The organism is Antiquaquibacter metalliresistens, from assembly GCF_029211225.1.
Taxonomy (GTDB): domain Bacteria; phylum Actinomycetota; class Actinomycetes; order Actinomycetales; family Microbacteriaceae; genus Rhodoglobus; species Rhodoglobus metalliresistens.
This window is the reverse complement of record NZ_JARGEM010000003.1, coordinates 180,072-201,952: the sequence shown is the minus strand read 5'-3', so window position 1 is coordinate 201,952 and position 21,881 is coordinate 180,072. Positions and strand designations below refer to the sequence as shown.

Genomic DNA, 21,881 nt, shown 5'->3' with positions numbered 1-21,881 from the left:
ACCCCGCTTGCGCCGGATCTCGACTTCGCTCGATCTCCGATGCCACTCAGACTGCTGGTTCGGTTCTAGTGAGCGCTCGCGCGCCGTTCTTCCGAAGGCTCCCCGGTGATAGCGGATCACGGCCTGTGTGTCGATTGTAGCGGCAGGTCGGTTCCAGCGCCGAGCTGGGACTGTCGCGCGCGATCACCCATCCCGATTGCACGTATCGCGCCAGGGTAGGGTCGCTCACGGAGGGTGCTCAACGGATGAAAGAAAGCGCCAGTCGCGGGTACGCGGTCGCCATTGCCGTATGTGCGTCGGCGACCGTTCTCGCGCTCGTGGCGCTCAACTTCGCACTCACAACGCCAGCGCTGGTACTCGGCTGCACGGCATTCGTCGCTGCGATCGTCGCCACCGTCGCGGGCAGCCGCAGTGCCGGCTCGGGCGAGCGCGAAATCGCCGGAGGTTTTCTCGCCGTCTTCGGCGTTCTCGGAGCGTCCGCCTGGGTATGGCTCGTCACCTTCGCGGTCTTCTACGACAAGGATCCGATCTATCTGTGCGGCCATCTCTTGGGGCGCGACTACGATTCGCTCGAGTTCCAGCGAAGCTACATCCCGCCGGCGATCCTGTGCTCCGCAGACTCCTCCTTCCCGACGAGTGCGACTGCGCCGCAGACCACCCTCTTGTGGAGCGTTGGCCTGCTGATCCCCCTTGTAATGATCGGCATCGCGAGCGTCATCGCGCTACGGCGGCATCCCTCACGCGAGGTCGTCGGCACGCAGGAGCCGTGACACCGCCGCGCCGCGTGGGGCATGACGAGCGCCGGACATGCACCGCGAACCGGGGTGTTGCCCGGCGTGCGGGGCGCCGATACGCTGGCGCGGCCCAGAGAGAAAGCGACGACGTGAGCGACATCATCCCAGACGGCGACCCGAAGACCGTGCAGCTGCCCGAAACCGGTGTCCCCACCCACGAGCACGCCACGCACGGCGACCATAACGTCGTGGATGACGCGCGCCGCGTCGCTCGGCGCCGCAACATCATCCTGGCCTCCGTCGGCGGCGCGCTGCTCGTGATCCTCGTCGTCGTGCTCGCCCTACTGTTCTCGCGAGGAGGGGCGCCTGTACCGACCCCGACGCCGAGCCCCACGACGACACCGACCCCCACCCCCACACCCACGCCGACCCCCACCCCGACGCCGACGTCGTCCCCGACGAGCCCACCGGCGCCGCCGGCGCCGACCATCAGCGCCTTCACTGTGACCCCCGACGACATCGAGTGCGCCGCGGCCGGCACGCAGTGGCCGGAACTGGAGGTCAACTGGACGGCGACCAACGTCGATCGCGTCTTCTTCGGCGTCGACACCACCGATGCCTCGAAGCAGCCGCTGTTCAGCAACCTGCCGCCGAGTGGCGACAGCTCCGACTTCCCGAGCGGTTACGACCCGTTCCGGTTCGCCTGCCCGGCCGCCTCGCACGTGTACACGATCACCGTGCTCGGCAACGGCCAGACGGTCAGCAAATCGGTCACCATCACCAACAGCGGCCAGACGGAGTGAGCGCCCTGGCGCGCCGAACAGGGCGCGTCAGGAATATGTCGGCCACCCCGTAGGCTGCTGTACTCGTGACTACTACGACAAGTGGCAAAGCGCCAACCACTCCGTCTTCCTCGGTCCAGACCTCCCGCAGGGTCGTCTGGGCATCGTTCGTCGGGACCGCTCTCGAGTCCTACGACTTCTATGTGTTCGCCTACTTCGCCGCGTTCTTCGTGGGCCCGCTGTTCTTCGAACCCTTCGGGGTCGTCGGTGGCACGCTCGCGGCGTTCCTGTCGATCGCCGCGGCCTTTGTGATCCGCCCTATCGGGGCCATCGTCTTCGGGCAGCTCGGCGACCGGCTCGGCCGCCGCACGACGCTGCTCATCACGATCGCGCTCATGGGTGTGGCCACGGGCCTCATCGGCGTACTGCCGACCTATGCGACCGTCGGCTGGATCGCGCCGATCCTGCTCGTGCTGCTGCGCCTCGTGCAGGGCCTTTCGCTCGGCGGTGAATGGGGCGGGGCGATCCTGCTCGCGACCGAGCACGCCGAACCACGCCGCCGCGGCTTCGTGGCCGCGATCCCGCAGCTCGGCTCCCCCGTCGGCTCGATCCTCTCCGCCGCCCTCTTCATCGTGATGACGCTGCTGGTCTCGAGTGAGGACATGGTCGCGTGGGGCTGGCGCATCCCATTCCTGACGGCGATCCCGCTGCTGCTGGTCTCGCTGTACCTGCGCTGGTCGATCGAGGAGACCCCGGTCTTCAAGGCGGTGGATGCCGCGGGCATCAAGCCGCGCTTCCCTCTCGTCGCCGTGTTCAAGGCCCAGCCGCTCGCCCTCGTCGTGGCCGTCGGAGCCGCCCTGCTCGGCATCGGCTCGTACTCGCTCATGAACACCTACACGGTCAACTACGGGGTGGCCGAACTCGGCTTCTCGTTCCAGGACCTGCTCGTGGCGACCACGATCGGCGGACTGCTGCAACTGGTGACGATCCCGCTGTTCGGGGTGTGGGCCACGCGCATCGGTTCGGCGAAGGTCGTCGCGATCGGTGCGATCGGCACGCTGCTGGTGGCGTTCCCGATGTACTTCCTGCTGCAGTTCGCCACGTTCCCGATCCTGGTCGGCACCATGATCATCGGCGGCATCCTGCCGACGCTCAGCTGGGCCGCCCTCGGCGGGCTCATGCACGACCTCTTCGAGCCGAGGTTCAGCTACTCGGCGCTGTCGTTCGCGTACAGCATCGCGGCGACGCTCACCGCGTTCGTGCCGACGCTCACGCTGCTGCTCGGCCAGGCCTCGGGCTTCGCCTGGTGGCACCCGGGCGTCGTGCTCGCGGTGCTGTCGATCCTGACCCTGGGCGCCTCGCTCGCGGCGGTGCGCCTGCGCCGTCGCGAGGCCGTCGAGGCCTGATCATCCCCGCCCGGCGAGGGAGGCCAGCAACGAGCCCCCCTCGCCGGCGTCGGGCACCGTGACGACGAACGCGCTGCCGTTGCGTCGGCGCACCTCGATCGCATCGCCCCTGCGGGTGATCACGCCCCAGCGCCGATCGCCTCCCCACCGGATGCCCCAGCCGCCGAAATCGCGCACCGGATCGACGTCGATCGTCGACACCGACACGATGTCGTCGAGCGGAACGCGGTAGTCCGGCCAGCCCACCCGGGAGCGCACCCGCAGCCCGCCGGCGCCGACGGTGACGCGCCAGACGAGCGTGCTCGAGACGAGCGCGGTGATCAGCAGCACGAAGAGCGTGAAGCCGAGCGCGATCGGTGTGGCGACGAGTGCCCACATGGCCGCGGCGGCGATGACGAGCACCCCGACGGCGATGGAGAGCACGACCAGCGCGCCGCGGGACGGGGAGATGCGCTGCATCCATGCCGCCTTCTCGCTGGCGGCCAGCGGCATCGCGGTCACGGGCTGCTCGGTGACCTCGCTCGGCGCGCCCTTCGGCAGCACGAACCACGATGCGACCGCGAGCAGGATGCCCGACCCGAAGCCTGCGGCGACCAGCCATCCGATGTTCGGGGCATCGGCCGCCGAGGCGATGCCGCGCTGCAACACGACGCTGCCCGCGATCGTGATCGAGAGCGTGGCCGACAGGAACGGCGCCGTGGCCGCCATGAGCCGCATCGCCGTGGTGATGCCCTCTCCCGGGCGCGGTCGCGCCATGAGGATCACGAACGCCGAATACGCCAAGGGCATCACCCCGACGGCGATGAAGGCGAACCACACCGGCCCGGTGCCGTCGACCTCCCCCGCGAAGTTCCAGTGCGTGGCGATCGGATCGGGCAGGTCGGGCAGCACGACGAGGATCGCGACGATGGCGGCGATCGAGATCACCAGCGGGACGATCACCGCGACGATCACGGTGCGCACGAGCGCGTTCATTGGTAGGCCTCTCGGATGAGGGCGCCGAGGGCGCCGGGGGTGAGCTCGAGTCGTCGCGCTTCTTGCACGACCCGGTCGATGTCGCGCATGAGTTGCACGTAGTCGTGGGCGCGGGATGTCACGACCGCGCCGCGACCGCGCCGCAGATCGACGAAGCCCTCGTCGCGCAGCAACTGATAGGCGTGCAGCACGGTGTGGACGTTGACATCCAGCGACTCGGCGAGCTCACGGGCCGCCGGCAACCGTTGTCCCGCCGAAACCGTGCCCGTGACGATGTGCGAGCGGATGCCGGCGGCCAGCTGCTCGAAGAGCGGCACGCTCGACGCGGCGTCGATGGTCAGAAGCACGGATCCATCCTATTTTTCTATTTGCACTAGAGCAATGTTGGCGATGCGGCGAAGGGGTGTCGCTCGCGCCGGAACCGGCCCTATGCTGTCGGCATCCCGGGACCACCGGGCTCGCGCGGAGGAATCCATGAGCGACGACACGCCAACCGCCAAGTTCGACCCGACCGGGGATGCACCCACCGAGCGTCTCGACGCCGCCGGGGCCGAGGCACCCGTCGAAGCGGTCGAGCAGCGCAAGTCCCGCAGGCTCACGGTGATCCTCGGGATCGTCGGCGGCGTGCTGCTGCTCGGTGTGATCATCCTGCTCGTGCTGCTGCTGACACGCGGCGGCGGCGCACCGGTCGTGCCGACCGCGCGCCCCACGGCCACGGCGACCCCGACGACGACCCCGAGCCCCACCCCCACCGCCACCGAGATGCCCTCGCCGACCCCCACCCAGACGGTCGCTCCGCCACCGCCCGTCGATCCGATTAGGAGCTTCACGGTCGACGACGATTCCGTCGACTGCGAAGGCGTCTCATCCGTGCCCATGCAGTTCGTCTGGGAGACCAGCGGGGTCACCCTGTGGTTCGGCGTGGGCACGGACAACGCGAAGAACGCCCCCTACGACACGTTCCCGCTGGTCTACACGCTCGACTTCGACTACCAGTGCGGACAGGCGGACGGTCAGCAGAAGTACACCATCACCGTCGAGCAGTCCAACGGCGACCTGCAGTCCAAGACGATCGTCGTCAAGGAGTAGCCGCCGGCACGGGCATCGCGACGGGCCGTAGAATCGGGTTCGGAACCCCCACACTCAGGCACCCCATCGCGCCGCGGCGCGAACCGACTCGGTGCCGCACATAGCGAACCGGAGCCGCATTTGTCTGCCATCCCAGAAAAGCCCGCCCTCGAAGGTCTCGAGCACAAGTGGGGAGCGGCCTGGGAGTCCAGCGGCACCTATCGGTTCGATCGCGAGCGCGCCACCAAGCAGAACGTCTTCTCCATCGACACGCCGCCGCCGACCGCCTCCGGCAGCCTGCACATCGGCCACGTGTTCAGCTACACCCACATGGACCTCATCGCCCGCTACCAGCGCATGCGCGGTCGCACCCTGTTCTACCCGATGGGCTGGGACGACAACGGCCTGCCCACCGAGCGTCGCGTGCAGAACTACTACGGCGTGCGCTGCGACCCGACCCTGCCCTACGACCCCGATTTCACCCCGCCGCTCGAGGGTGGCGAAGGGGCATCGACGAAGGCCGCGGACCAGAAGCCGATCTCGCGCCGCAACTTCATCGAGCTGTGCGAGCGCCTCACCGCCGAAGACGAGCAGCAGTTCGAAGACCTGTGGCGCCAGTTGGGGCTCAGCGTCGACTGGTCGCTGACCTACCGCACCATCGGCGACGAGTCGCAGCGGGTCGCCCAGCGCGCGTTCCTGCGCAACCTCGCCCGCGGTGAGGCCTACCAGGCGGATGCGCCGACCCTGTGGGATGTCACCTTCCGCACGGCCGTCGCCCAGGCCGAGCTCGAGGACCGCGAGCAGTCGGCCGCCTACCACCGGCTCGCGTTCCACCGGCCGGACGGCAGCGACATCCACATCGAGACCACCCGCCCCGAACTGCTGCCCGCGTGCGTCGCCCTCGTCGCCCACCCCGACGACGAGCGCTACCGCGACCTGTTCGGCACCACCGTGACGACACCGCTGTTCGGCGTCGAGGTGCCGATCCTCGCCCACCACCTCGCCCAGCCCGACAAGGGCTCCGGCATCGCCATGATCTGCACGTTCGGCGACGTGACCGACGTGGTGTGGTGGCGAGAGCTCGACCTGCCCAACCGCACGATCGTCGGTGCGGACGGCCGCATCATCCCGGACCCCCCGGAGGCGATCGCGAGCGACGCGGCCAAGGCCGCGTACGCCGAGCTCGCCGGCAAGACGGTGTTCAGCGCGAAGCAGAGCGTCGTCGAACTGCTGCGCGACTCGGGCGAGCTGATCGGCGACCCGAAGCCGATCGAGCACGCCGTGAAGTTCTTCGAGAAGGGCGACCGGCCGCTCGAGATCATCTCCACCCGCCAGTGGTACATCGCCAACGGCGCCCGCGACGAGGCGCTGCGCGAGCGGCTCATCGAGGCCGGTCGACAGATCGGCTTCACCCCCGAGCACATGCGGGTGCGCTACGAGAACTGGGTCGGCGGCCTCACCGGCGACTGGCTCATCTCGCGCCAGCGTTTCTTCGGCGTGCCGATCCCGGTCTGGTACGAGCTGGATGCCGAGGGCAACAAGGGCGCAGTGATCGTGCCTTCCGAAGACGCGCTGCCCGTCGACCCGTCGACGGACGTGCCGCCGGGCTACACCGAGGCGGACCGCGGCACGAGATTCGCCGGCGAGCTCGACATCATGGACACCTGGGCCACCTCGAGCCTCACCCCCCAGATCGCGGGCGGCTGGGGCACCGACCCCGAGCTGTTCGAGCTGGTGTTCCCGTACCACCTGCGCAGCCAGGGACAGGACATCATCCGCACCTGGCTGTTCTCCACGGTGCTGCGCGCCGAGCTCGAGGAGCACGAGATCCCGTGGCGCAACGCAGGCATCTCCGGCTTCATCGTCGACCCGGACCGCAAGAAGATGTCCAAGTCCAAGGGCAACGTCGTCACCCCGAAGGCCATGCTCGACGACCACGGTTCGGATGCCGTGCGCTACTGGGCGGCGTCGAGTCGCCTCGGCACGGATGCCGCCTTCGATCCGCAGAATCCGAAGCAGATGAAGATCGGTCGGCGCCTGGCGATCAAGGTGCTCAACGCGGCGAAGTTCGTCTACTCGTTCCCGTCGCCGGCGATCGAGCCCGCCGAGATCACCGAGCCCCTCGACCTCGACATGCTCGCCAACCTCGACACGGTGATCGCGACCGCGACGACCGCGTTCGACGAGTTCGACCACGCCCGCGCGCTCGAGACGACCGAGCAGTTCTTCTGGACCTTCTGTGACGACTACCTCGAACTCGTCAAGGAGCGCGCCTACGGCTCGGCGACGCCCGAGGGTCAGGCCTCCGCGGTGCTCGCGCTGCGGGAGGCGGTGGACGTGATGCTGCGGCTGTTCGCGCCGTTCATCCCGTTCGCCACCGAGGAGGTGTGGCGCTGGACGCACGACGACTCGGTGCACACCGCGCCGTGGCCCACCCCGGGCGCGCACGGCGAGCCCACGGGTCTGCTGGCCCTGCTCGGCGAGGCGCTCATAGGCATCCGAGGTGCGAAGACCGAGGCCAAGGTCTCCCAGCGCACCGAGGTCGTCTCGGCGACGCTCACCGGCCCTGCGGTGCTCGCCGGTGGTCTCGGCGACCTCAAGGCGGTCGGCCGCATCGCGAGCCTCGACTTCGCCGAGGCCGAGACGACCGCCTTCGCCGACGTGGTGCTCGCGGAGCCGGTGGAGTGAGCGCGCGGCTCGCGCTCCTGGCCATCGCCGTGGTGGCGTTGGCGGGATGCGCGAGCCCCGGGTATGAGGAGGTGTACCCGCTCGAGCGGTTGCAGCATCCCCACGTCACGCGCACCTGCCCGGACGAGCCCGCCGAGCACTTCGACGGCGACACGAGCGACATCGTGGCGGTCTACCGCTGCACGGCGCAGCTGCTGCCGCCCGATGATCACGGGGTGGTCAAGCTCGAGCACTGGGTCGACCGTGCCGTCGACTGGGATGCCGTGCTCGCCGCCTACGCCGCGCCGAACGCCGCGCACGGAGCGGGCGTGTGCACGCTGCAGGAAGAGGACCCGCTGATCCTCTGGGTCGCCCGCACCGACGGCACGACCCCGGTCTATGCGCCCAAGGACCGCTGCGGGTTCCCGACCGATGCCGCGCGCGCGGCGCTGGAGTCGACCGGGTTCGAGCGCATCCTGGTTGCGAAGATGGTTCCGGAGGAACGATGACGATTCGCCCGATCGAGACCCGCGATAGCGAGGCATGGCGGCGCCTCTTCCACGCCTACGGCGTGTTCTACGAGACCGAGTTCGACGACGCCGTGCTCGACCGGGTGTGGAAACTGCTGCACGACGAGAGTTCCGGCATCCACGCCCTCGTCACCGAGCGCGACGGCGTCGTGGTCGGCTTCGCCCACCACCGTGCACACTTCGACACCTTCACGGGCGGTCGCGACTGGTACCTGGAAGACCTCTATGTCGACCCGGATGCCCGCGGCGGCGGCATAGCGACCGCGCTGATCGAACACCTCGCCGCACTCGCCCGCGACACCGATCACGCCGGCACCCTGCGCTGGATCACCGCTGCGGACAACGTGCGCGCCCAGCGCATCTACGACCGGCTGGCCACAAGAACGACATGGGTCACCTACGAAAAGAGACTGGAGCCCTGATGCAACTCGGTACGCGCTGGAACCTCGGCGGCGAGCCGCCGACCGCCCTGCCCGAATCCGTGGTGGCCGCGATCCGCGCCGTCGAGACCGAGGTCGGCGAGCGCGATGGCTGGCGGTGGACGCTCACCTGGCTCGAGGGACGGCCGGTCGCGGAGCTCGATGACGGCACCGTCGTGCGCCTGGGCCACGACGGCGTGGTCGCCGTCTCCACCCCCGAATAGCACCAGCCCCGGCACTCGCGAGGTCGGTGCACAGGAGGTGGCGCTAGGACGCCGAGTGCTCGGGACGCGAGTCGCCGGGGCTGGGGTCGTGTGGGGTGCTCAAAACACCCTGATCAGCGGCAGCATCGCGTGATCGCGACGCTCGATCTCGAGCTGCACCCGGCGTCGACGCGCCTGCTCGTCGTGCGAGAGCGCGGTGCGGTCGGCGTGGCGACGCGCCCAGAGCAGTGTCGCCAGGCTCAGTCGCATGACGATTCGGTCGAGGCCGCTGGGCCGTGCGCGGCGGTCGTACCGCCGGTCGATCGTTGTGACGCTCATGGATTTCACCTCGTTTCTGGTCCCCACGGTAGCCTCGGCCACCGACACCCCTTGGCTCGTTTCGGGCGGTCTCTGCGCGAGGGCGATCATGCCGGAGTCTCCTCTCCGTCGAGCACCGGGAAGGCGTTGAACTGCACCTGCACCGGCCGTGAACCCGGCGGGTTCTGGCCGCGGTAGCGCACCACGAAGGGGTTGATGAACTCCATCCACGCCTCGGTGATCTCCTTGAACTGCTCGCGGGTGACGCGCAGGTTGATCGTGGAGATGTCGGAGGCTCGCAGCCAGTCCTCGCTGAGCTCGGCCTCCCCGTGCTCGAGGAAGTCGTTGAGCAGCCGCGAACGCGTCCGCTCCCACTCGGCGAGGATCACCCGGGAGGCCGCTTTCGCGGCATCGCTGCGCTCGACATCGTCGGGTGACAGGGCGATGCCGCCGGGCACCCGCTCCCACCAGCGCTCTCGCGCCGTTCCCTTGCCCGGCACTTCGCGCACGAAGCCGTGCTTCTCCAGCTGGCGCAGGTGGTAGCTCGTCGCGCCGCTGGACTCGTCGAGACGCTCGGCGAGTCCGCTCGCGGTGAACTGGCCGTACGTGGAGAGCGTGTCGAAGATCCGCACCCGCAGTGGATGCGCCAGCGCCTTGAGACCCTCCATGTCGAGGGTGCGCTGCACGAGCCCTGCCGGGTGCGTCGCTTCGGCGGTCGTCTCGTCGGCACTGCGCGTCTCGGCGGCGCTCGGCTCAGGGTTGCTCGGCTCGGCGCTGCTCGGCTCGACGCTGCTCGGCTCAGCGCTGCTCGGCTCGGGGTTGCTCAGCTCAGCGCTGCTCAGCTCGGGGTTGCTCGCTTCGGAGCTGCTCGCTTCGGCGGCGCCCTCCTGGGCGGTGCTCGTTCCCGCGGTGCTCGCTTCCATGCGTGCAAAGGTAGCATTGCAAAGTGTTCTTTGCAAGAGTTCCTTTGCAAGCGGTTCTTTGCACCCCGGCGATCAGGCCCGGGCGATGATCTCCCCGTGCGGCATCGCGAGCCAGCCGTCCGCGTCGTCGGCCCAGACGCGCCAGGCGGTGCTGATGCGCTCGAGGTGCTCGGGGGTCGCCAGGCCCTTGGATGTCGCATCCCCCGCGAATGCCGACTTCAGCACCCGCGCCTCCCACATGCCGCCCCACCACTGCCGGTCGTCGGGGTCGGAGAAGTTCCAGATGGATGCCGTGGCCGCGACCTCGACGAAGCCCGCCTCGCGCGCCCAGGCCTTCAACCGCCGACCGGCGTCCGGCTCGCCGCCGTTGCTGCGGTGCACGCGCTCATAGAGGTCGAGCCACTCGTCGAGGCCCGGCAGCAGCGGAAACCAGATCGTGCCCGCGTAGTCCACGTCGCGCGCCGCGACGATGCCGCCGGGCTTGGTCACCCGGCGCAGCTCGCGCAGCACGGCGACCGGGTCGGCGACGTGCTGGAGGGTCTGGTGGGCGTGGGTGATGTCGAAGCTGCCGTCCTCGAAGGGCAGCGCGTAGGCGTCGCCGGTGACGAAGGCGAGGTTGGGGCGGTCGAAGTCGGCGGAGGCCTTGGCGATCACCTCGGGGGAGGCATCCAGCCCCACGACGCGCGCCGGAGCGAGGCGGTCGGCGAACTCGACCGTGATCGTGCCCGGACCACACCCGACATCGAGCAGGCTGAGCCCCGGCGCGAGGTGCGGTTCGAGGTAGGCGGCGGAGTTCGCGATGGTGCGCCAGGTGTGCGACCGCAGCACGCTCTCGTGGTGGCCGTGGGTGTAGTGCTCGCCTGTTCGTGCCATGCCTTGAGCTTAGGGTTGGGGGATGCAGACACCGTTCGACGCCCCGAGCACGCTCCCCTACGGCATGCCGCCGTTCGCCGAGATCCGGGACGAGCACTACGAGCCCGCCTTCGAGCAGGGCATGGCCGACCAACTCGCCGAGATCGCCAACATCACCCGGCGACGCGACATGCCGACCTTCGAGAACACGATGATCCCCCTCGAGCGTTCCGGCCAGTTGCTCATGCGGGTCGCGACGGTGTTCTTCAACAAGGTCTCCGCCGACAGCAACGACGTCACGAGCGAGCTGGAGGAGCGCATCGCGCCGAAGCTCGCCGCCCACTCGGACGCGATCAGCCTCGACTCGCAGCTGTATTGGCGCATCAAGACGCTCTACGACCAGCTCGACGACCTGGGCCTCGACCCGGAGTCGCGCTACCTGGTGGAGCGCTACTACATGGAGTACACGATCGCCGGTGCCGGGCTCGACGACGACGAGAAGGAGCAGCTGAAGGACTACAACCAGCGGCTGTCGACCCTCACCACGCGCTTCGAGAAGAACCTGCTCGCCGACACCAACGACCTCGCCGTGGTGATCGACGACGTCGCCGACCTGGAGGGGTTGGAGCCCGGCGAGATCTCCGCCGCCGCCGAGGCCGCCAAGGAGCGGGGGCTGGATGGCAAGTACCTCGTCACGCTCGTGCTGCCGACCGGGCATCCGTGGCTCGCCTCACTGGTGAAGCCGCAGGTGCGCGAGCGGATCATGGCCGCCTCCCGTGCGCGCGGCAACCGCGGCAACCAGTGGGACAACAGCGAGCTCGTGCTGCAGATCGCCAGGCTGCGTGCCGAGCGCGCGCGGCTGCTCGGGTTCGAGTCGCACGCGCACTGGGTGATCGCGGATGAGACGGCGAAGACCCCCGCGAACGTCGCAGCGATGCTGAACCGGCTCGCCGTGCCCGCCGCCCGCAACGCGCGCGAGGAGCAGGCGGATCTGCAGGCGCAGGCCGGCGAGCCGATCGAGGCCTGGGACTGGGCGTTCTTCACCGAGAAGGTGCGCCAGGCCAAGTACGACGTGGACGAGAACGCGATGCGGCCCTACTTCGAGGCCGAGCGCGTGCTGCAGGACGGCGTGTTCTTCGCCGCCACGAAGCTCTACGGCGTCACGTTCACGGAGCGGCCGGACATCCCCGCCTACCACCCCGACGTGCGCGTGTTCGAGGTGAAGAACGAGGACGGCTCCCCGGTGGGCCTGTACACGCTCGACCTGTACACCCGCGACTCCAAGCGCGGCGGCGCGTGGATGAACTCGCTCATCTCGCAGTCGGCACTGCTCGATCACCCGGTGGTGGTCACGAACAACCTGAACGTGCCGAAGCCCGCCGCGGGCGAGCCGACGCTCTTGACCTACGACGAGGTGAACACGTTCTTCCACGAGTTCGGGCACGCCCTGCATGGCCTGTTCGCTCGGGTGACGTACCCGAAGTTCGCGGGCACCAACACGTACCGCGACTTCGTGGAGTTCCCGAGTCAGGTGAACGAGATGTGGATGCTCTGGCCCGAGGTGCTGGAGAACTACGCCGTGCACTACGTGACCGGTGAGGCGATGCCCAAGGAGTTCGTGGAGAAGATCCAGGCGTCGTCGGCGTTCAACGAGGGATTCCAGACTTCGGAGTACCTCGCCGCGGCGCTGCTCGACCAGGCCTGGCACACCCTGCCCGCCGGCGCCTTCGAGTCGGATGCCACTGTCGGCACGGTCGCGGAGTTCGAGGCCGCGGCGCTGAAGGCGGCCGGGCTCGACAACCCGGCCGTGCCCACCCGGTATTCGAGCACCTACTTCCAGCACGTGTTCGCGACGTCGGCGTACGACGCCGGCTACTACTCGTACATCTGGAGCGAGGTGCTCGACGCGGACACCGTGGAGTGGTTCAAGGCCAACGGCGGGCTGACGCGCGAGAACGGCGACCGATTCCGGCAGCGCCTGCTCGGCGTTGGCGGTTCGAAGGACCCGCTCGAGGCGTTCCGCGACTTCCGGGGACGCGACGCCGACATCCAGCCCCTGCTGGACCGGCGCGGGCTGAACTAGCGGGCCCGACGCAGCCAGCCGCGCTCGGCCTCGTGCACGATGCCGTCGAGGTCGAGCCGGCCGAGCACGGCCTCCACGTCGGCGACGGAGAGCCCGGCTCGCGCGGCGATATCGCGCGGCTGTCTCGGCGAGCGCGTGCTGAGCGCGTCGAGCACGCGGGTGCCGTCGGGGTCGGATGCCGCACCCGCTGCGTGCGGCGCCGCCGGTTGCAGAGGCGCAAGCTCGGCCATCTCCTCGGGGGTGGTGACGAGGGTCGCACCGTGCTCGCGGATCAGGCGGTGGCATCCCGCGGACGCCGCGCTCGTCACCGGGCCCGGCACCGCGCCGACCGGACGCGAGAGGTCGTTGGCGTGCCCGGCGGTGTTGATCGACCCCGACCGCCAGCCCGCCTCGAGCACGATGGTCGCCCGCCCCGCGGCGGCGATGAGCCGATTGCGCTGCAGGAAACGCCACTTGGTCGGCGCCGAGCCCGGGGGAAGCTCGGAGACCACCACCCCGTGCTCGACGATGCGCGTCAGCAGCGCCTCGTGCCCGGTCGGGTAGAAGCGGTCGACGCCGCCGGCGAGGAAGGCGACGGTCTGGCCGTGGCTGGCGAGTGCGGCGCGGTGCGCCATGCCGTCGATGCCGTAGGCGGCGCCGGAGACGATCGCGTAGCCTCGGTCGACGAGCCCGGCGGAGGCCTCCATCGTGATGTGCTCGCCGTAACCTGTGGCCGCCCGCGCGCCGACCAGGGCCATCGAACGCGGGATCGCCTCGAGCGCCGCGTCGGTGCCGCGCGTCCAGAGCGCGAGCGGGGCGTGATCCCCGAGGTCGTCCATGGCATCCGGCCAGAGTGCGTCGCCCGGCACCCGCAGACGCGTGCCGAAGCGTGCGGCCTGTCGCAGGGCGAGCAGGGCATTGCTGGAGTTCAGCCGGGGCTGCCAGCGCTGCTGCGCCTGGTCGAGCTCGGTCTCGGGCAGCCCGTTCACCGCCGCGGCGAGTTCGGCCGGGCTCCAGCGCTCCACCACCGCGGCGAGCGCTCGCGGCGCTCCGAGCACGGCGATGAGCCGCCCCGCGACCCGGTCGCCCGGCTCCGCGATGGCGGTCCAGGTCGCGCGCGCGAATCGCTCCTCGATGGCATCCCGGTCGAGGTCTCGCGCCGTGATCGCCCGCACCAACTCGGCGACCTCGGCCTCCTTCAGTCCGAACATGCTCATGTGGACATCGCCCTCCTCAGGTACAGCGCGCGCCCGACGTGGGCGGCATCCGGTCGCGGGTCGCCGGCGAGGTCGGCGAGCGTCCACGCGAGGCGCAGTACGCGGTCGTATCCGCGCATGGTGATGCCGCCGCGCTCGAGCGCGCGATCGAGTGCGGCGGTGGCGCCGGCGGGGAGCCGCGCGGCCGGCCCGCGCAGCCAGGTGCCGGGCACCTGCGAGTTCAAGCGCCACGGGGTGTCCGCCAGGCGCGTGGCCGAGGCGGCGCGCGCGGTCGCGACGCGGTCTCGGGCCTCGGCCGTCGTCATCCCGCCGCCCTGGGCTGCGAGCCGAAGCTGCGCGGCGGTGATGCGGTGCACCCGCAATTGGATGTCGATGCGGTCCAGCAGCGGACCGGAGAGCTTGCCGAGGTAGCGCCTGCGTGCGTTCGGCGGACATGTGCACTCGGAGTCGCGCGCCCCGTACTGCCCGCACGGGCACGGGTTCGCGGCGAGCACGAGCTGGAACCGGCCCGGGAAGTGCGCGACCGCGTTCGCGCGATGGATGCTGATCACGCCGGACTCGAGCGGTTGCCGCAGCGCGTCCAGGGCGACCGCGGCGAACTCGGGGGCCTCGTCGAGGAACAGCACCCCGTCGGAGGCCCGCGCCGCCGCGCCCGGACGGATCGTCGCGCTCCCCCCGCCGACGAGCGCGGCCGCGGAGGCGGTGTGGTGCGGGGCCTCGAACGGCGGGCGGGCGGCGAGCGTGCCCCCGACCGGCAGGCCGGCGAGGGACCGCACCGAGCTCACCTCGAGCGCCGCGCGCGGGTCGAGATCGGGCAGCAGCCCCGGCAGGCGGGAGGCGAGCATGGTCTTGCCAGCTCCCGGCGGCCCGAGCAGCAGCACGTGGTGTCCGCCCGCCGCCGCGACGAGCATCGCGTCGACGGCATCCGGATTGCCGATGACATCGGCCAGGTCACCGGTGTCGTCGGCGGGAGCATCCGGCAGAGCGCGCAGAATCGGTTCGACCGGCACCGGCTCGAACTCGCCCCCGTGCCAGATCGCAGCATCACGCAGGCAGGCGACCGGCACGACCCGGATGCCGGGCACGAGCGCGGCCTCGTCCGCGTTGCCGGCCGGCACCATCACCGTCTCGAAGCCCGCGCGCGACGCGGCGAGCACGGCGGGCAGGATGCCGTTGACCGGTCGCAAGCGCCCGTCGAGCCCCAACTCCCCCAGGTGCAGCACCCGCTCGATGGACTCGGCGCGCACCTCCCCCGCCGCCGCGAGCGCGGCGAGCGCGATCGCCAGGTCGAAGCCAGAGCCGTGCTTGGGCAGCGCCGCGGGCGACAGGTTCACCGTGATCTTGCGGTTCGGCAGCGGGCAACCGGCGTTCGTCGCCGCGGACCGCACCCGGTCCTTCGCCTCGCCGAGCGCGGCATCCGGCAGTCCGATCAGCACGAACGCGGGCAGGTTGCTGGAGAGGTCGGCCTCGATCTCCACAACCGCACCCTGCAGCCCGAGCAGCGACACCGACCAGGTGCGCCCCATACCCATCAGAGGCCGCCCATCAGAACACCCGCTCCAGGTGCTCGATCTGCACGACGCCGCCCGCTGGCGCGATCACCGCGATCGCGTCGATGCGGATGCGCTCGTGCCGCCCCGGGTGCGCCTCGCACCACGCCGCCGCGAGTCGCCGCAACCGCGCGAGCTTCACCGTCGTGATCGACTCGAGCGGATGCCCGTACCCGAGTCCCGCGCGCGTCTTCACCTCCACGAACACCACCTCGACCCCGTCCCGCGCGACGAGGTCGATCTCGCCCTGCGGACAACGCCAGTTGCGGTCGAGGATGCTCAGCCCGCGCGACTCCAGGTGCCGCGCGGCGATCTGCTCACCGCGTCGCCCGAGCGCGTCCTTCGCTGCCATGGGTCAAGGGTGGCGATGTCGCCGGTCGCGACATCCTGCCTCGCGCGCATCTGTGTCGAGTCGGGGTGGCGCGCCCGCTTGTGAGGAGAGGACGGGCGGGCCGCACCGCCCATCCACTCGCAGGGGCACGCGTGCCGTCACGCACGGATACTGCGCGATTCCCGCGTGTCGGCGCCCACCCGGCGGCGCGCCGCCCCGAATCCGTGCAGGTGCGCACACCCGCGGGCGGCTCGGCGCGCACCCAGGCCGCGCACACCCGCGGGCGGCCCGCCGCGCCCTACCCCACCCGCGCCGCCACGGCATCCCGCAGGTCGTCGTACGCCTGCAGCTGCAACAGCTCGTCGTCCACGAAGAACGACGGCGTCGACTGCACCCCGAGCGCGGCACCGGCGGCCACGTCGGACTGCACGCGTTCGAGCACGGCCGGGTCCGCGACATCCGTGTCGTATTGTGCGAGGTCGAGGCCGAGCTCGGCGGCGTAGTCGCGGAACAGCGGCGCCTGCGACTGCGCGTTGCCGGCCCAATCGGCCTGCCGCGCGAACAGCAGGGTCGCCATCGCCTCGAACTGCCCCTGCCGGGCGGCGGCCTCGGCGGCGATCGCCGCGTTCACGGCGTTGGGATGCTTCGGCAGCGGGTAATACCGCACCGCATACGTCAGGCGCCCCTCGAACTCCGCCCGAAGCTCCTCGACGACGGGAACGAAGGCCGCGCACGCCGGGCACTCGAAGTCGAGGAACTCGACGACGGTCACGGCGTCCCCCTCATCGAGCACGTGGCTGTCCGCGGCGAGCGCCGACCCTCCCGAGGCCGGCGGGGCGGAGGGGGCGGTGGCGGAACGGATCGCGAACATGGTCACGATGGCGATGACGAGCACCGCGGCCGCGGCGATGGTGATGATGATGCCTTTTCTCATGCTGAACTCCAGGTCTGGTCGTGCGGATGGGGTGTGCGAGGGCGCGGCGGACCGCACCGCTCCTACACCCGCAGCAGACCGGGAGTGGCGGAGAACAGTAGGGGCAGCGGCGATCGCCCGGGCGGGCGCGGCCTGGCGGCGAGACGTTCCACGGCGGTGATGACCACGGCCACGAGCAGCACCGCCGCGAGCGCGAGCAGCAGCAGCCCGGCGAGCATGGGGTCGGCGATCGGGAGCACGTCCGGCATGGCGGGGGCCGCGTCATCCGCGACGCAACTGACCGCGTCGAGGGCGGTCACGACGTGCACGTCACCGGTGACGGTGCGGTGCTGCAGCGAGAGCAGCGCGAGGGCGATCACGGCCGCGAGCACGGCGAGTACGAGCACGCGCACCGCGACCGGCACCCGGCGTGCGCCGATCACGCCAGCACCACCGGGGCGAGCACGTCGAGGTCGGCGATCGCCTGCTCGAGGGTCGTCGCAAGCGGCTGGATGCAGACGTGGTCGGCGCCGGCATCCAGGTGTTCCCGGATGCGGGCGCTGATCGCCGCGGGCGAGCCCCAGGCGATGAGGTCGTCGACGAGGCGGTCGCTGCCGCCGTCGGCGAGGTCGGCCTCCGTGTAGCCGAGGCTCAGCAGGTTGTTGGCGTAGTTCGGCAGCGCCAGGTAGGGGGTCATGCTGGTGCGGGCCATCGCGCGCGCCGACACCGGGTCCTCATCGAGCACGACCATCAGCTCGGGGGTCAGCAGCGGCCCCTTCCCGAGCACGGCACGCGCCCGACGAGTGTGCTCCACGGGGGTGAAGTACGGATGCGCCCCCGCGCTGCGATCCCGCGCGAGTTCGAGCATGCGCGGGCGCAGTGCCGCGAGCATGAGCGGCACGGGCGGGTCGGCGCGCGGACCGCGGTAGTCCGCGGCATCCATGCCGTCGAGGTAGGCGCGCATCGCGCTCACCGGCCCGGCGTACTCGTGGCCGCGAGCGGTGACGTTGCGGGCATGGCTGACCCCGATGCCGAACAGGAACCGGCCGGGGTAGGCCTCGCCGAGCGCCTCGCTGCCCGCCTTCGCGGCGTAGGGGTCGCGGGCGTAGATGCTCGCGATGCCGGTCGCGATCGCGAGCGTCGAGGTGCCGGCGAGCAGGATGCCCGCGTTGGAGAGCACCTCTTTGTTGTTCGCGCCCTCGCCGATCCACAGGGTGCCGTACCCGAGTCGCTCGATCTCGGATGCCGCGGCACGAGCCTCCACGGCCCCGACGAGTCCCACGCGCGTCAACCACACCCCCACGGGGCCGCGACCGTCGAAGAACGTCATTCGTCGAGCGCGAGTTCCTTGGGCAGCTCGAGCTCCTTCGAGCTGAGCTCCTCGACGTTGACGTCTTTGAAGGTGAGCACCCGCACCGACTTCACGAACCGGTCGGAGCGGTAGACGTCCCACACCCACACGTCGTTCATGGTCAGCTCGAAGTAGAAGTCGGTCTCGGTGTCCTGGCGCACGAGCTCGACCTCGTTGGCGAGGTAGAAGCGCCGTTCGGTCTCCACGACGTAGCGGAACTGGCCGACGACATCCCGGTACTCCTTGTAGAGCGCCAGTTCGACCTCGCGGTCGTAGTCCTCGAACTCGTCTTCATCCATGAGAAGAACAGTCTAGGCGCTCGGTGCCGCGGGCTGGAGGGTCGCCGCCGGGGCGGGCGCGATGGCGATCAGCACGAGGCCGATCGCGGAGGGCAGCAACGGCAGCGCCGCGCCGAATGTCGGGTCGATGCGCATGAGCATCGACCCGCTCAACGCGCCGAGCACGAGCGCGGGGATGACCGCCGCACGCACCACGTTGTCGCCCTTCGTGCGATCGGCGAACGCCGCCATGAACGCCGTGATCGTGCCGGTGACATAGGTGGTCGTCACCCCGGAACGGGACTCGATGCGCCGCGCGACCGCCGTCTGCGCCCCCATCGCCGCGGCCGAGAGCGAGATCAGCATCACCATGAGCATCAGAGGGCGGGAGGGCGAGAGCGCCCAGCCCGCCAGCACGCCCGCCTGGGCGAGGAACGCCGCGGCGAGCACGATCACCAGGCGCTCACGACCGGCGCCCTTGCGGGCGACGCGCAGGCACAGGTAGACGCTCAGCGCGAACGAAGCGATCGAGACGGATGCGCCGAGCACCGTCTCCGGGTAGTTCGGGCGCTGGGTGAGGCTCGCGATCACGAGGTTGCCGGTCATCATCGCGGTGAAGATGCCGCCGAGGTTCAGAAAGGCGAACGCGTCCGTCGCCCCGGAGCCGAAGGACAGCACGATCGCCACGGCACCGTGCCAGCGGTCGGCGACTGCACCCTGCTCCATCTCGCCGCGCTCAGCCGATCGGGTCGCGCGGATTCGCGCGCCCGACGATCAGCGGATCGACCGGGGTGAACGGGAACTGCGGCAGGTCGCGCTCGGGCACGCCGAACGACGCCGAGAGCACCTCGCGGGAGAACGCGGATGCGGTGGCCCGGTACCCGACGTCGCCGGGGGTGGGCTGGTCGAAGAAGATCAGGAACCGGATGCCGTCGTCCTCGAGCGCCTCGATGTGGTGCGGGTACGCGCGCGGGATGAAGTACGCCTGCCCGGGCTCGAGCTCGTAGGTGTCGAGGCTGCCGTCCGGGTCGAGCACGGTCATGCGCGCGTGCCCCGACTGCACGTAGCCGAGCTCGGCGGTCACGGGATGCCAGTGCGGCTCACGCATGCCGTTGCCGCCGATCGTCAGCTCGTACATCGAGATGTCGTCGAGGGCGGCCCAGAACTGCTTGCGCGCGAGCCGCGCCTGCCCGTAGGCGTACGACAGAGGCGGGTTCTGGCCCCCCATGTCGAACAGGCGGGCGTTGGGCAGTCCGGCGGTGTCTGGGATGCGCGCGGGCCCGTTCCGACGCACGATCTGCGAGGCGTCCCCGCGGCCGAACGCCTCGAAGACGGACGCGGGCTGGTCGTAGGTATTGCCGAGCACGGCATCCGTCATCGCGTTGAAGCTGTTCTGCAGGGAGAAGTGCGCCGGTCGCTCGGTGCGCAGGGCGGCGACGATCTCCGCCTCGACCTCGCCGACGTTCTCGATGTGATACACCGCACCGGACTCGACGTGGTACATCTGGCCGGCGTTCACCACGAAGCTCGAGAACGAGTCGGCGTTGCCGAGGGTCGACACCAGCACCGTGCCGGCGACCACGTAGGCGAGCTGGTTCGCGTTGACGTTCCACTGCGGTTCGCGCATGGCGCCGGGCGCGAGCGTGATGCGCTTGATGGAGAGGCCGCTGAGGATCGGCAGCGACTCGGCCGTCAGCTGGGTGATGCCCCCGGCCTCGCTCTCGAAGACGGACTCCCCACCGATGAGTGAGCCGACGTGACGGGACGGCGTGGACATGCTGACCTCCTCAGATCGATGCGATGAGCGTATTGGCCGACGCTCGATGCGGCTAGTGCGAGCGCCTCACTCGAGCTCGAAGAGCGCGGGGTCGGCCTTGTGCAGCCAGCTGTGGCGATGCAGCGCGCTCGGGCCGAGCTGGTTGATCGCCGCATAGTGCTCGGTCGAGGCGTAGCCCTTGTTGCCCTTCCAGCCGTAGCCGGGAATCTCCTCGTCCGCGTCGATCATGATGCGGTCGCGGTGCACCTTGGCGATCACGGATGCCGCGGCCACCGAGGCGCAGTCCCGGTCCGCCTTCACCTGGGTGCGCACCCGGGGCACACCGTGACCGTGGGCGGTGAGCCAGTCATGGGATCCGTCGAGGATCACCACGGCATCCGCCACCGGGGCGCCCGCGTCGTAGAGCTGCTCCAGGGCGCGAGTGCCGGCGAGTCCCAGGCACGCCATGATGCCCAGGCGATCGACCTCCTCCGCGGAGGCGAGACCCACCGCGGCGTACACCGACCATTCCCTCGCGAGCGGGGCGAGCGCCTCGCGACGCGGTTCGCTGAGCATCTTCGAGTCGCGAAGACCGGTCGGATGCCGCTTCACTCCGGCATCGATCATGCTGAGCCCCACGGCCACCGGGCCCGCGATCGCGCCGCGACCGACCTCGTCGCACCCGATCACCCAGGCGACGCCCTCCTTGTGCAGGGAGCGCTCGAGGCGCATCGTCGGGTCGGCGACGGTCACCGGGCCTCGTCCACCCCTCGGAAGGTGACGGGGTAGTTGTCGAGCCAGGCCCAGTGCTCCAGCGGCCAGCTGATCAGCAGCGCGCGACCCACGACGTTGTCGATGGGCACGAAACCGCCGGTCGGATCGTCGCGGTGGAACGCCGAGTCGGCCGAGTTGTAGCGGTTGTCGCCCATCACCCAGAGCGAGCCCTCGGGCACGGTGACGGAGAAGTCGTCCCGGGTGACCTTCGTCACGTTCTCGGGCAGGGTGACGTACGGCTCCTCGAGGGGCACGCCGTTGACGGTCAGCTGGCCAAAGTCGTTGCAGCACACGACGACGTCACCCGGCAGTCCGATCACGCGCTTGATGAGGTGGTCGTTGCTGTCCGGCGCGCTGAGCCCGACGAAGGCGAGCACGGCATCCACCGCGGACACGAACCAGTTGGTGGGCTGCTCGACCACCGGGCTGAGCCAGCCGCCCGGATCGCGGAAGACGACGACATCGCCATGCTCGATCGGGATCAGCCCGGGTTCGAGCTGGTTGACGATGATGCGGTCGTCGATGTGCAGCGTCTGCTCCATGGAGGACGACGGAATGTAGAACGACCTGATCAGAAACGTCTTGATGAGAAACGAGATGAGCAGCGCCGCCAGGAAGATCAGCAGGATGTCGCGGACGAAGATCTTCCACCCGCGCTTGCGTGCCGGCTTCGCGTCCCGCTCGCCGTCGGCGACGGCCTGTGCATTTTCAGTCATTTAACCCCAGAGCTCCCAGCAAGCATAAGCGGCTGGGAGCTCGGGAAAGACGGTTG

General features: G+C 70.1%; 25 protein-coding genes. 9 read left to right on the top strand and 16 right to left on the bottom strand.

The genetic code is table 11. From position 1 onward, the window contains the following. Nucleotides 1–245: 245 nt before the first annotated feature. The 3 genes from PYV02_RS06555 to PYV02_RS06545 all read left to right on the top strand — a co-directional run bounded on the left by PYV02_RS06555 (nucleotide 246) and on the right by PYV02_RS06545 (nucleotide 2,922). Nucleotides 246–770: a hypothetical protein gene (locus tag PYV02_RS06555; protein ID WP_275757385.1), complete on the top strand. Its 525-nt coding sequence runs from the start codon at nucleotides 246–248 to the stop codon at nucleotides 768–770. A gap of 113 nt (nucleotides 771–883) precedes the next feature. Next, nucleotides 884–1,537, top strand: coding sequence for a hypothetical protein (locus PYV02_RS06550; RefSeq protein WP_275757383.1), 654 nt, complete (start codon nucleotides 884–886; stop codon nucleotides 1,535–1,537). Between the two features lie 65 nt (nucleotides 1,538–1,602). Then, nucleotides 1,603–2,922: an MFS transporter gene (locus PYV02_RS06545; RefSeq protein WP_275757381.1), complete on the top strand. Its 1,320-nt coding sequence runs from the start codon at nucleotides 1,603–1,605 to the stop codon at nucleotides 2,920–2,922. Here PYV02_RS06545 and PYV02_RS06540 read toward each other — a convergent pair whose 3' ends face one another. After that, entirely contained in the window at nucleotides 2,923–3,897 is a 975-nt protein-coding gene (locus PYV02_RS06540) for a DUF1648 domain-containing protein (protein ID WP_275757379.1), read from the bottom strand. After that, entirely contained in the window at nucleotides 3,894–4,244 is a 351-nt protein-coding gene (locus PYV02_RS06535; protein WP_275757377.1) for a GntR family transcriptional regulator, read from the bottom strand. The genes PYV02_RS06540 and PYV02_RS06535 overlap by 4 nt, the downstream gene beginning before the upstream one ends. 127 nt (nucleotides 4,245–4,371) lie before the next feature. Between PYV02_RS06535 and PYV02_RS06530 the strand changes: the two genes are divergently transcribed. From PYV02_RS06530 to PYV02_RS06510, 5 genes are all read left to right on the top strand, one after another. Beyond that, complete coding sequence (locus tag PYV02_RS06530; RefSeq protein ID WP_275757375.1) at nucleotides 4,372–4,986, top strand: hypothetical protein; 615 nt, start codon at nucleotides 4,372–4,374, stop codon at nucleotides 4,984–4,986. Between the two features lie 120 nt (nucleotides 4,987–5,106). Next, complete coding sequence (valS, locus tag PYV02_RS06525) at nucleotides 5,107–7,653, top strand: valine--tRNA ligase (protein WP_275757374.1); 2,547 nt, start codon at nucleotides 5,107–5,109, stop codon at nucleotides 7,651–7,653. Continuing rightward, complete coding sequence (locus PYV02_RS06520; protein ID WP_275757372.1) at nucleotides 7,650–8,141, top strand: hypothetical protein; 492 nt, start codon at nucleotides 7,650–7,652, stop codon at nucleotides 8,139–8,141. The genes valS and PYV02_RS06520 overlap by 4 nt, the downstream gene beginning before the upstream one ends. Further along, nucleotides 8,138–8,584, top strand: a complete 447-nt coding sequence (locus PYV02_RS06515; RefSeq protein ID WP_275757370.1) for a GNAT family N-acetyltransferase — start codon at nucleotides 8,138–8,140, stop codon at nucleotides 8,582–8,584. Before PYV02_RS06520 ends, PYV02_RS06515 begins: the two co-directional genes overlap by 4 nt. Then, nucleotides 8,584–8,805 carry a hypothetical protein gene (locus tag PYV02_RS06510; protein WP_275757368.1) on the top strand — a complete coding sequence of 74 codons (222 nt, stop codon included), beginning with the start codon at nucleotides 8,584–8,586 and terminating at the stop codon, nucleotides 8,803–8,805. Before PYV02_RS06515 ends, PYV02_RS06510 begins: the two co-directional genes overlap by 1 nt. 99 nt (nucleotides 8,806–8,904) lie before the next feature. Here the strand turns inward: PYV02_RS06510 and PYV02_RS06505 are convergent, their stop codons facing one another. The 3 genes from PYV02_RS06505 to PYV02_RS06495 all read right to left on the bottom strand — a co-directional run bounded on the left by PYV02_RS06505 (nucleotide 8,905) and on the right by PYV02_RS06495 (nucleotide 10,898). Continuing rightward, a complete protein-coding gene (locus PYV02_RS06505) occupies nucleotides 8,905–9,123 on the bottom strand; it encodes a hypothetical protein (protein WP_275757366.1) in 219 nt (72 codons plus the stop codon). A gap of 86 nt (nucleotides 9,124–9,209) precedes the next feature. Further along, nucleotides 9,210–10,025: an ArsR/SmtB family transcription factor gene (locus PYV02_RS06500; protein WP_275757364.1), complete on the bottom strand. Its 816-nt coding sequence runs from the start codon at nucleotides 10,023–10,025 to the stop codon at nucleotides 9,210–9,212. Nucleotides 10,026–10,097: 72 nt separating this feature from the next. Next, on the bottom strand, nucleotides 10,098–10,898 hold the full coding sequence (locus tag PYV02_RS06495) for a methyltransferase domain-containing protein (RefSeq protein WP_275757362.1): 801 nt from the start codon (nucleotides 10,896–10,898) through the stop codon (nucleotides 10,098–10,100). A gap of 22 nt (nucleotides 10,899–10,920) precedes the next feature. Between PYV02_RS06495 and PYV02_RS06490 the strand changes: the two genes are divergently transcribed. Continuing rightward, entirely contained in the window at nucleotides 10,921–12,960 is a 2,040-nt protein-coding gene (locus PYV02_RS06490; protein ID WP_275757360.1) for a M3 family metallopeptidase, read from the top strand. Here the strand turns inward: PYV02_RS06490 and dprA are convergent. From dprA to lepB, 11 genes are all read right to left on the bottom strand, one after another. Then, nucleotides 12,957–14,156: a DNA-processing protein DprA gene (gene dprA / locus PYV02_RS06485; RefSeq protein ID WP_275757358.1), complete on the bottom strand. Its 1,200-nt coding sequence runs from the start codon at nucleotides 14,154–14,156 to the stop codon at nucleotides 12,957–12,959. The two genes, PYV02_RS06490 and dprA, sit on opposite strands and share 4 nt — an antisense overlap. Continuing rightward, nucleotides 14,153–15,688 carry a YifB family Mg chelatase-like AAA ATPase gene (locus tag PYV02_RS06480; RefSeq protein WP_275757356.1) on the bottom strand — a complete coding sequence of 512 codons (1,536 nt, stop codon included), beginning with the start codon at nucleotides 15,686–15,688 and terminating at the stop codon, nucleotides 14,153–14,155. Before PYV02_RS06480 ends, dprA begins: the two co-directional genes overlap by 4 nt. Before the next feature lie 13 nt (nucleotides 15,689–15,701). Beyond that, nucleotides 15,702–16,058 carry a YraN family protein gene (locus tag PYV02_RS06475; protein ID WP_275757354.1) on the bottom strand — a complete coding sequence of 119 codons (357 nt, stop codon included), beginning with the start codon at nucleotides 16,056–16,058 and terminating at the stop codon, nucleotides 15,702–15,704. 277 nt (nucleotides 16,059–16,335) lie between these two features. Beyond that, on the bottom strand, nucleotides 16,336–16,971 hold the full coding sequence (locus PYV02_RS06470) for a DsbA family protein (RefSeq protein ID WP_275757352.1): 636 nt from the start codon (nucleotides 16,969–16,971) through the stop codon (nucleotides 16,336–16,338). Nucleotides 16,972–17,033: 62 nt separating this feature from the next. Further along, nucleotides 17,034–17,393: a hypothetical protein gene (locus tag PYV02_RS06465; RefSeq protein WP_275757350.1), complete on the bottom strand. Its 360-nt coding sequence runs from the start codon at nucleotides 17,391–17,393 to the stop codon at nucleotides 17,034–17,036. Then, nucleotides 17,390–18,280 (bottom strand): TIGR03620 family F420-dependent LLM class oxidoreductase, encoded by an 891-nt coding sequence (locus tag PYV02_RS06460; RefSeq protein ID WP_275757348.1) that lies wholly within the window; start codon nucleotides 18,278–18,280, stop codon nucleotides 17,390–17,392. The genes PYV02_RS06465 and PYV02_RS06460 overlap by 4 nt, the downstream gene beginning before the upstream one ends. Further along, nucleotides 18,277–18,600 (bottom strand): DUF2469 family protein, encoded by a 324-nt coding sequence (locus PYV02_RS06455; RefSeq protein ID WP_275757346.1) that lies wholly within the window; start codon nucleotides 18,598–18,600, stop codon nucleotides 18,277–18,279. The genes PYV02_RS06460 and PYV02_RS06455 overlap by 4 nt, the downstream gene beginning before the upstream one ends. A gap of 12 nt (nucleotides 18,601–18,612) precedes the next feature. Next, nucleotides 18,613–19,305: a YoaK family protein gene (locus PYV02_RS06450; protein WP_275757344.1), complete on the bottom strand. Its 693-nt coding sequence runs from the start codon at nucleotides 19,303–19,305 to the stop codon at nucleotides 18,613–18,615. Between the two features lie 10 nt (nucleotides 19,306–19,315). Further along, nucleotides 19,316–20,356, bottom strand: coding sequence for a cupin domain-containing protein (locus PYV02_RS06445; protein ID WP_275757341.1), 1,041 nt, complete (start codon nucleotides 20,354–20,356; stop codon nucleotides 19,316–19,318). A gap of 66 nt (nucleotides 20,357–20,422) precedes the next feature. Continuing rightward, a complete protein-coding gene (locus PYV02_RS06440) occupies nucleotides 20,423–21,088 on the bottom strand; it encodes a ribonuclease HII (RefSeq protein WP_275757339.1) in 666 nt (221 codons plus the stop codon). Continuing rightward, nucleotides 21,085–21,825, bottom strand: coding sequence for a signal peptidase I (gene lepB / locus PYV02_RS06435; RefSeq protein ID WP_275757337.1), 741 nt, complete (start codon nucleotides 21,823–21,825; stop codon nucleotides 21,085–21,087). Before lepB ends, PYV02_RS06440 begins: the two co-directional genes overlap by 4 nt. Nucleotides 21,826–21,881: the final 56 nt, after the last annotated feature.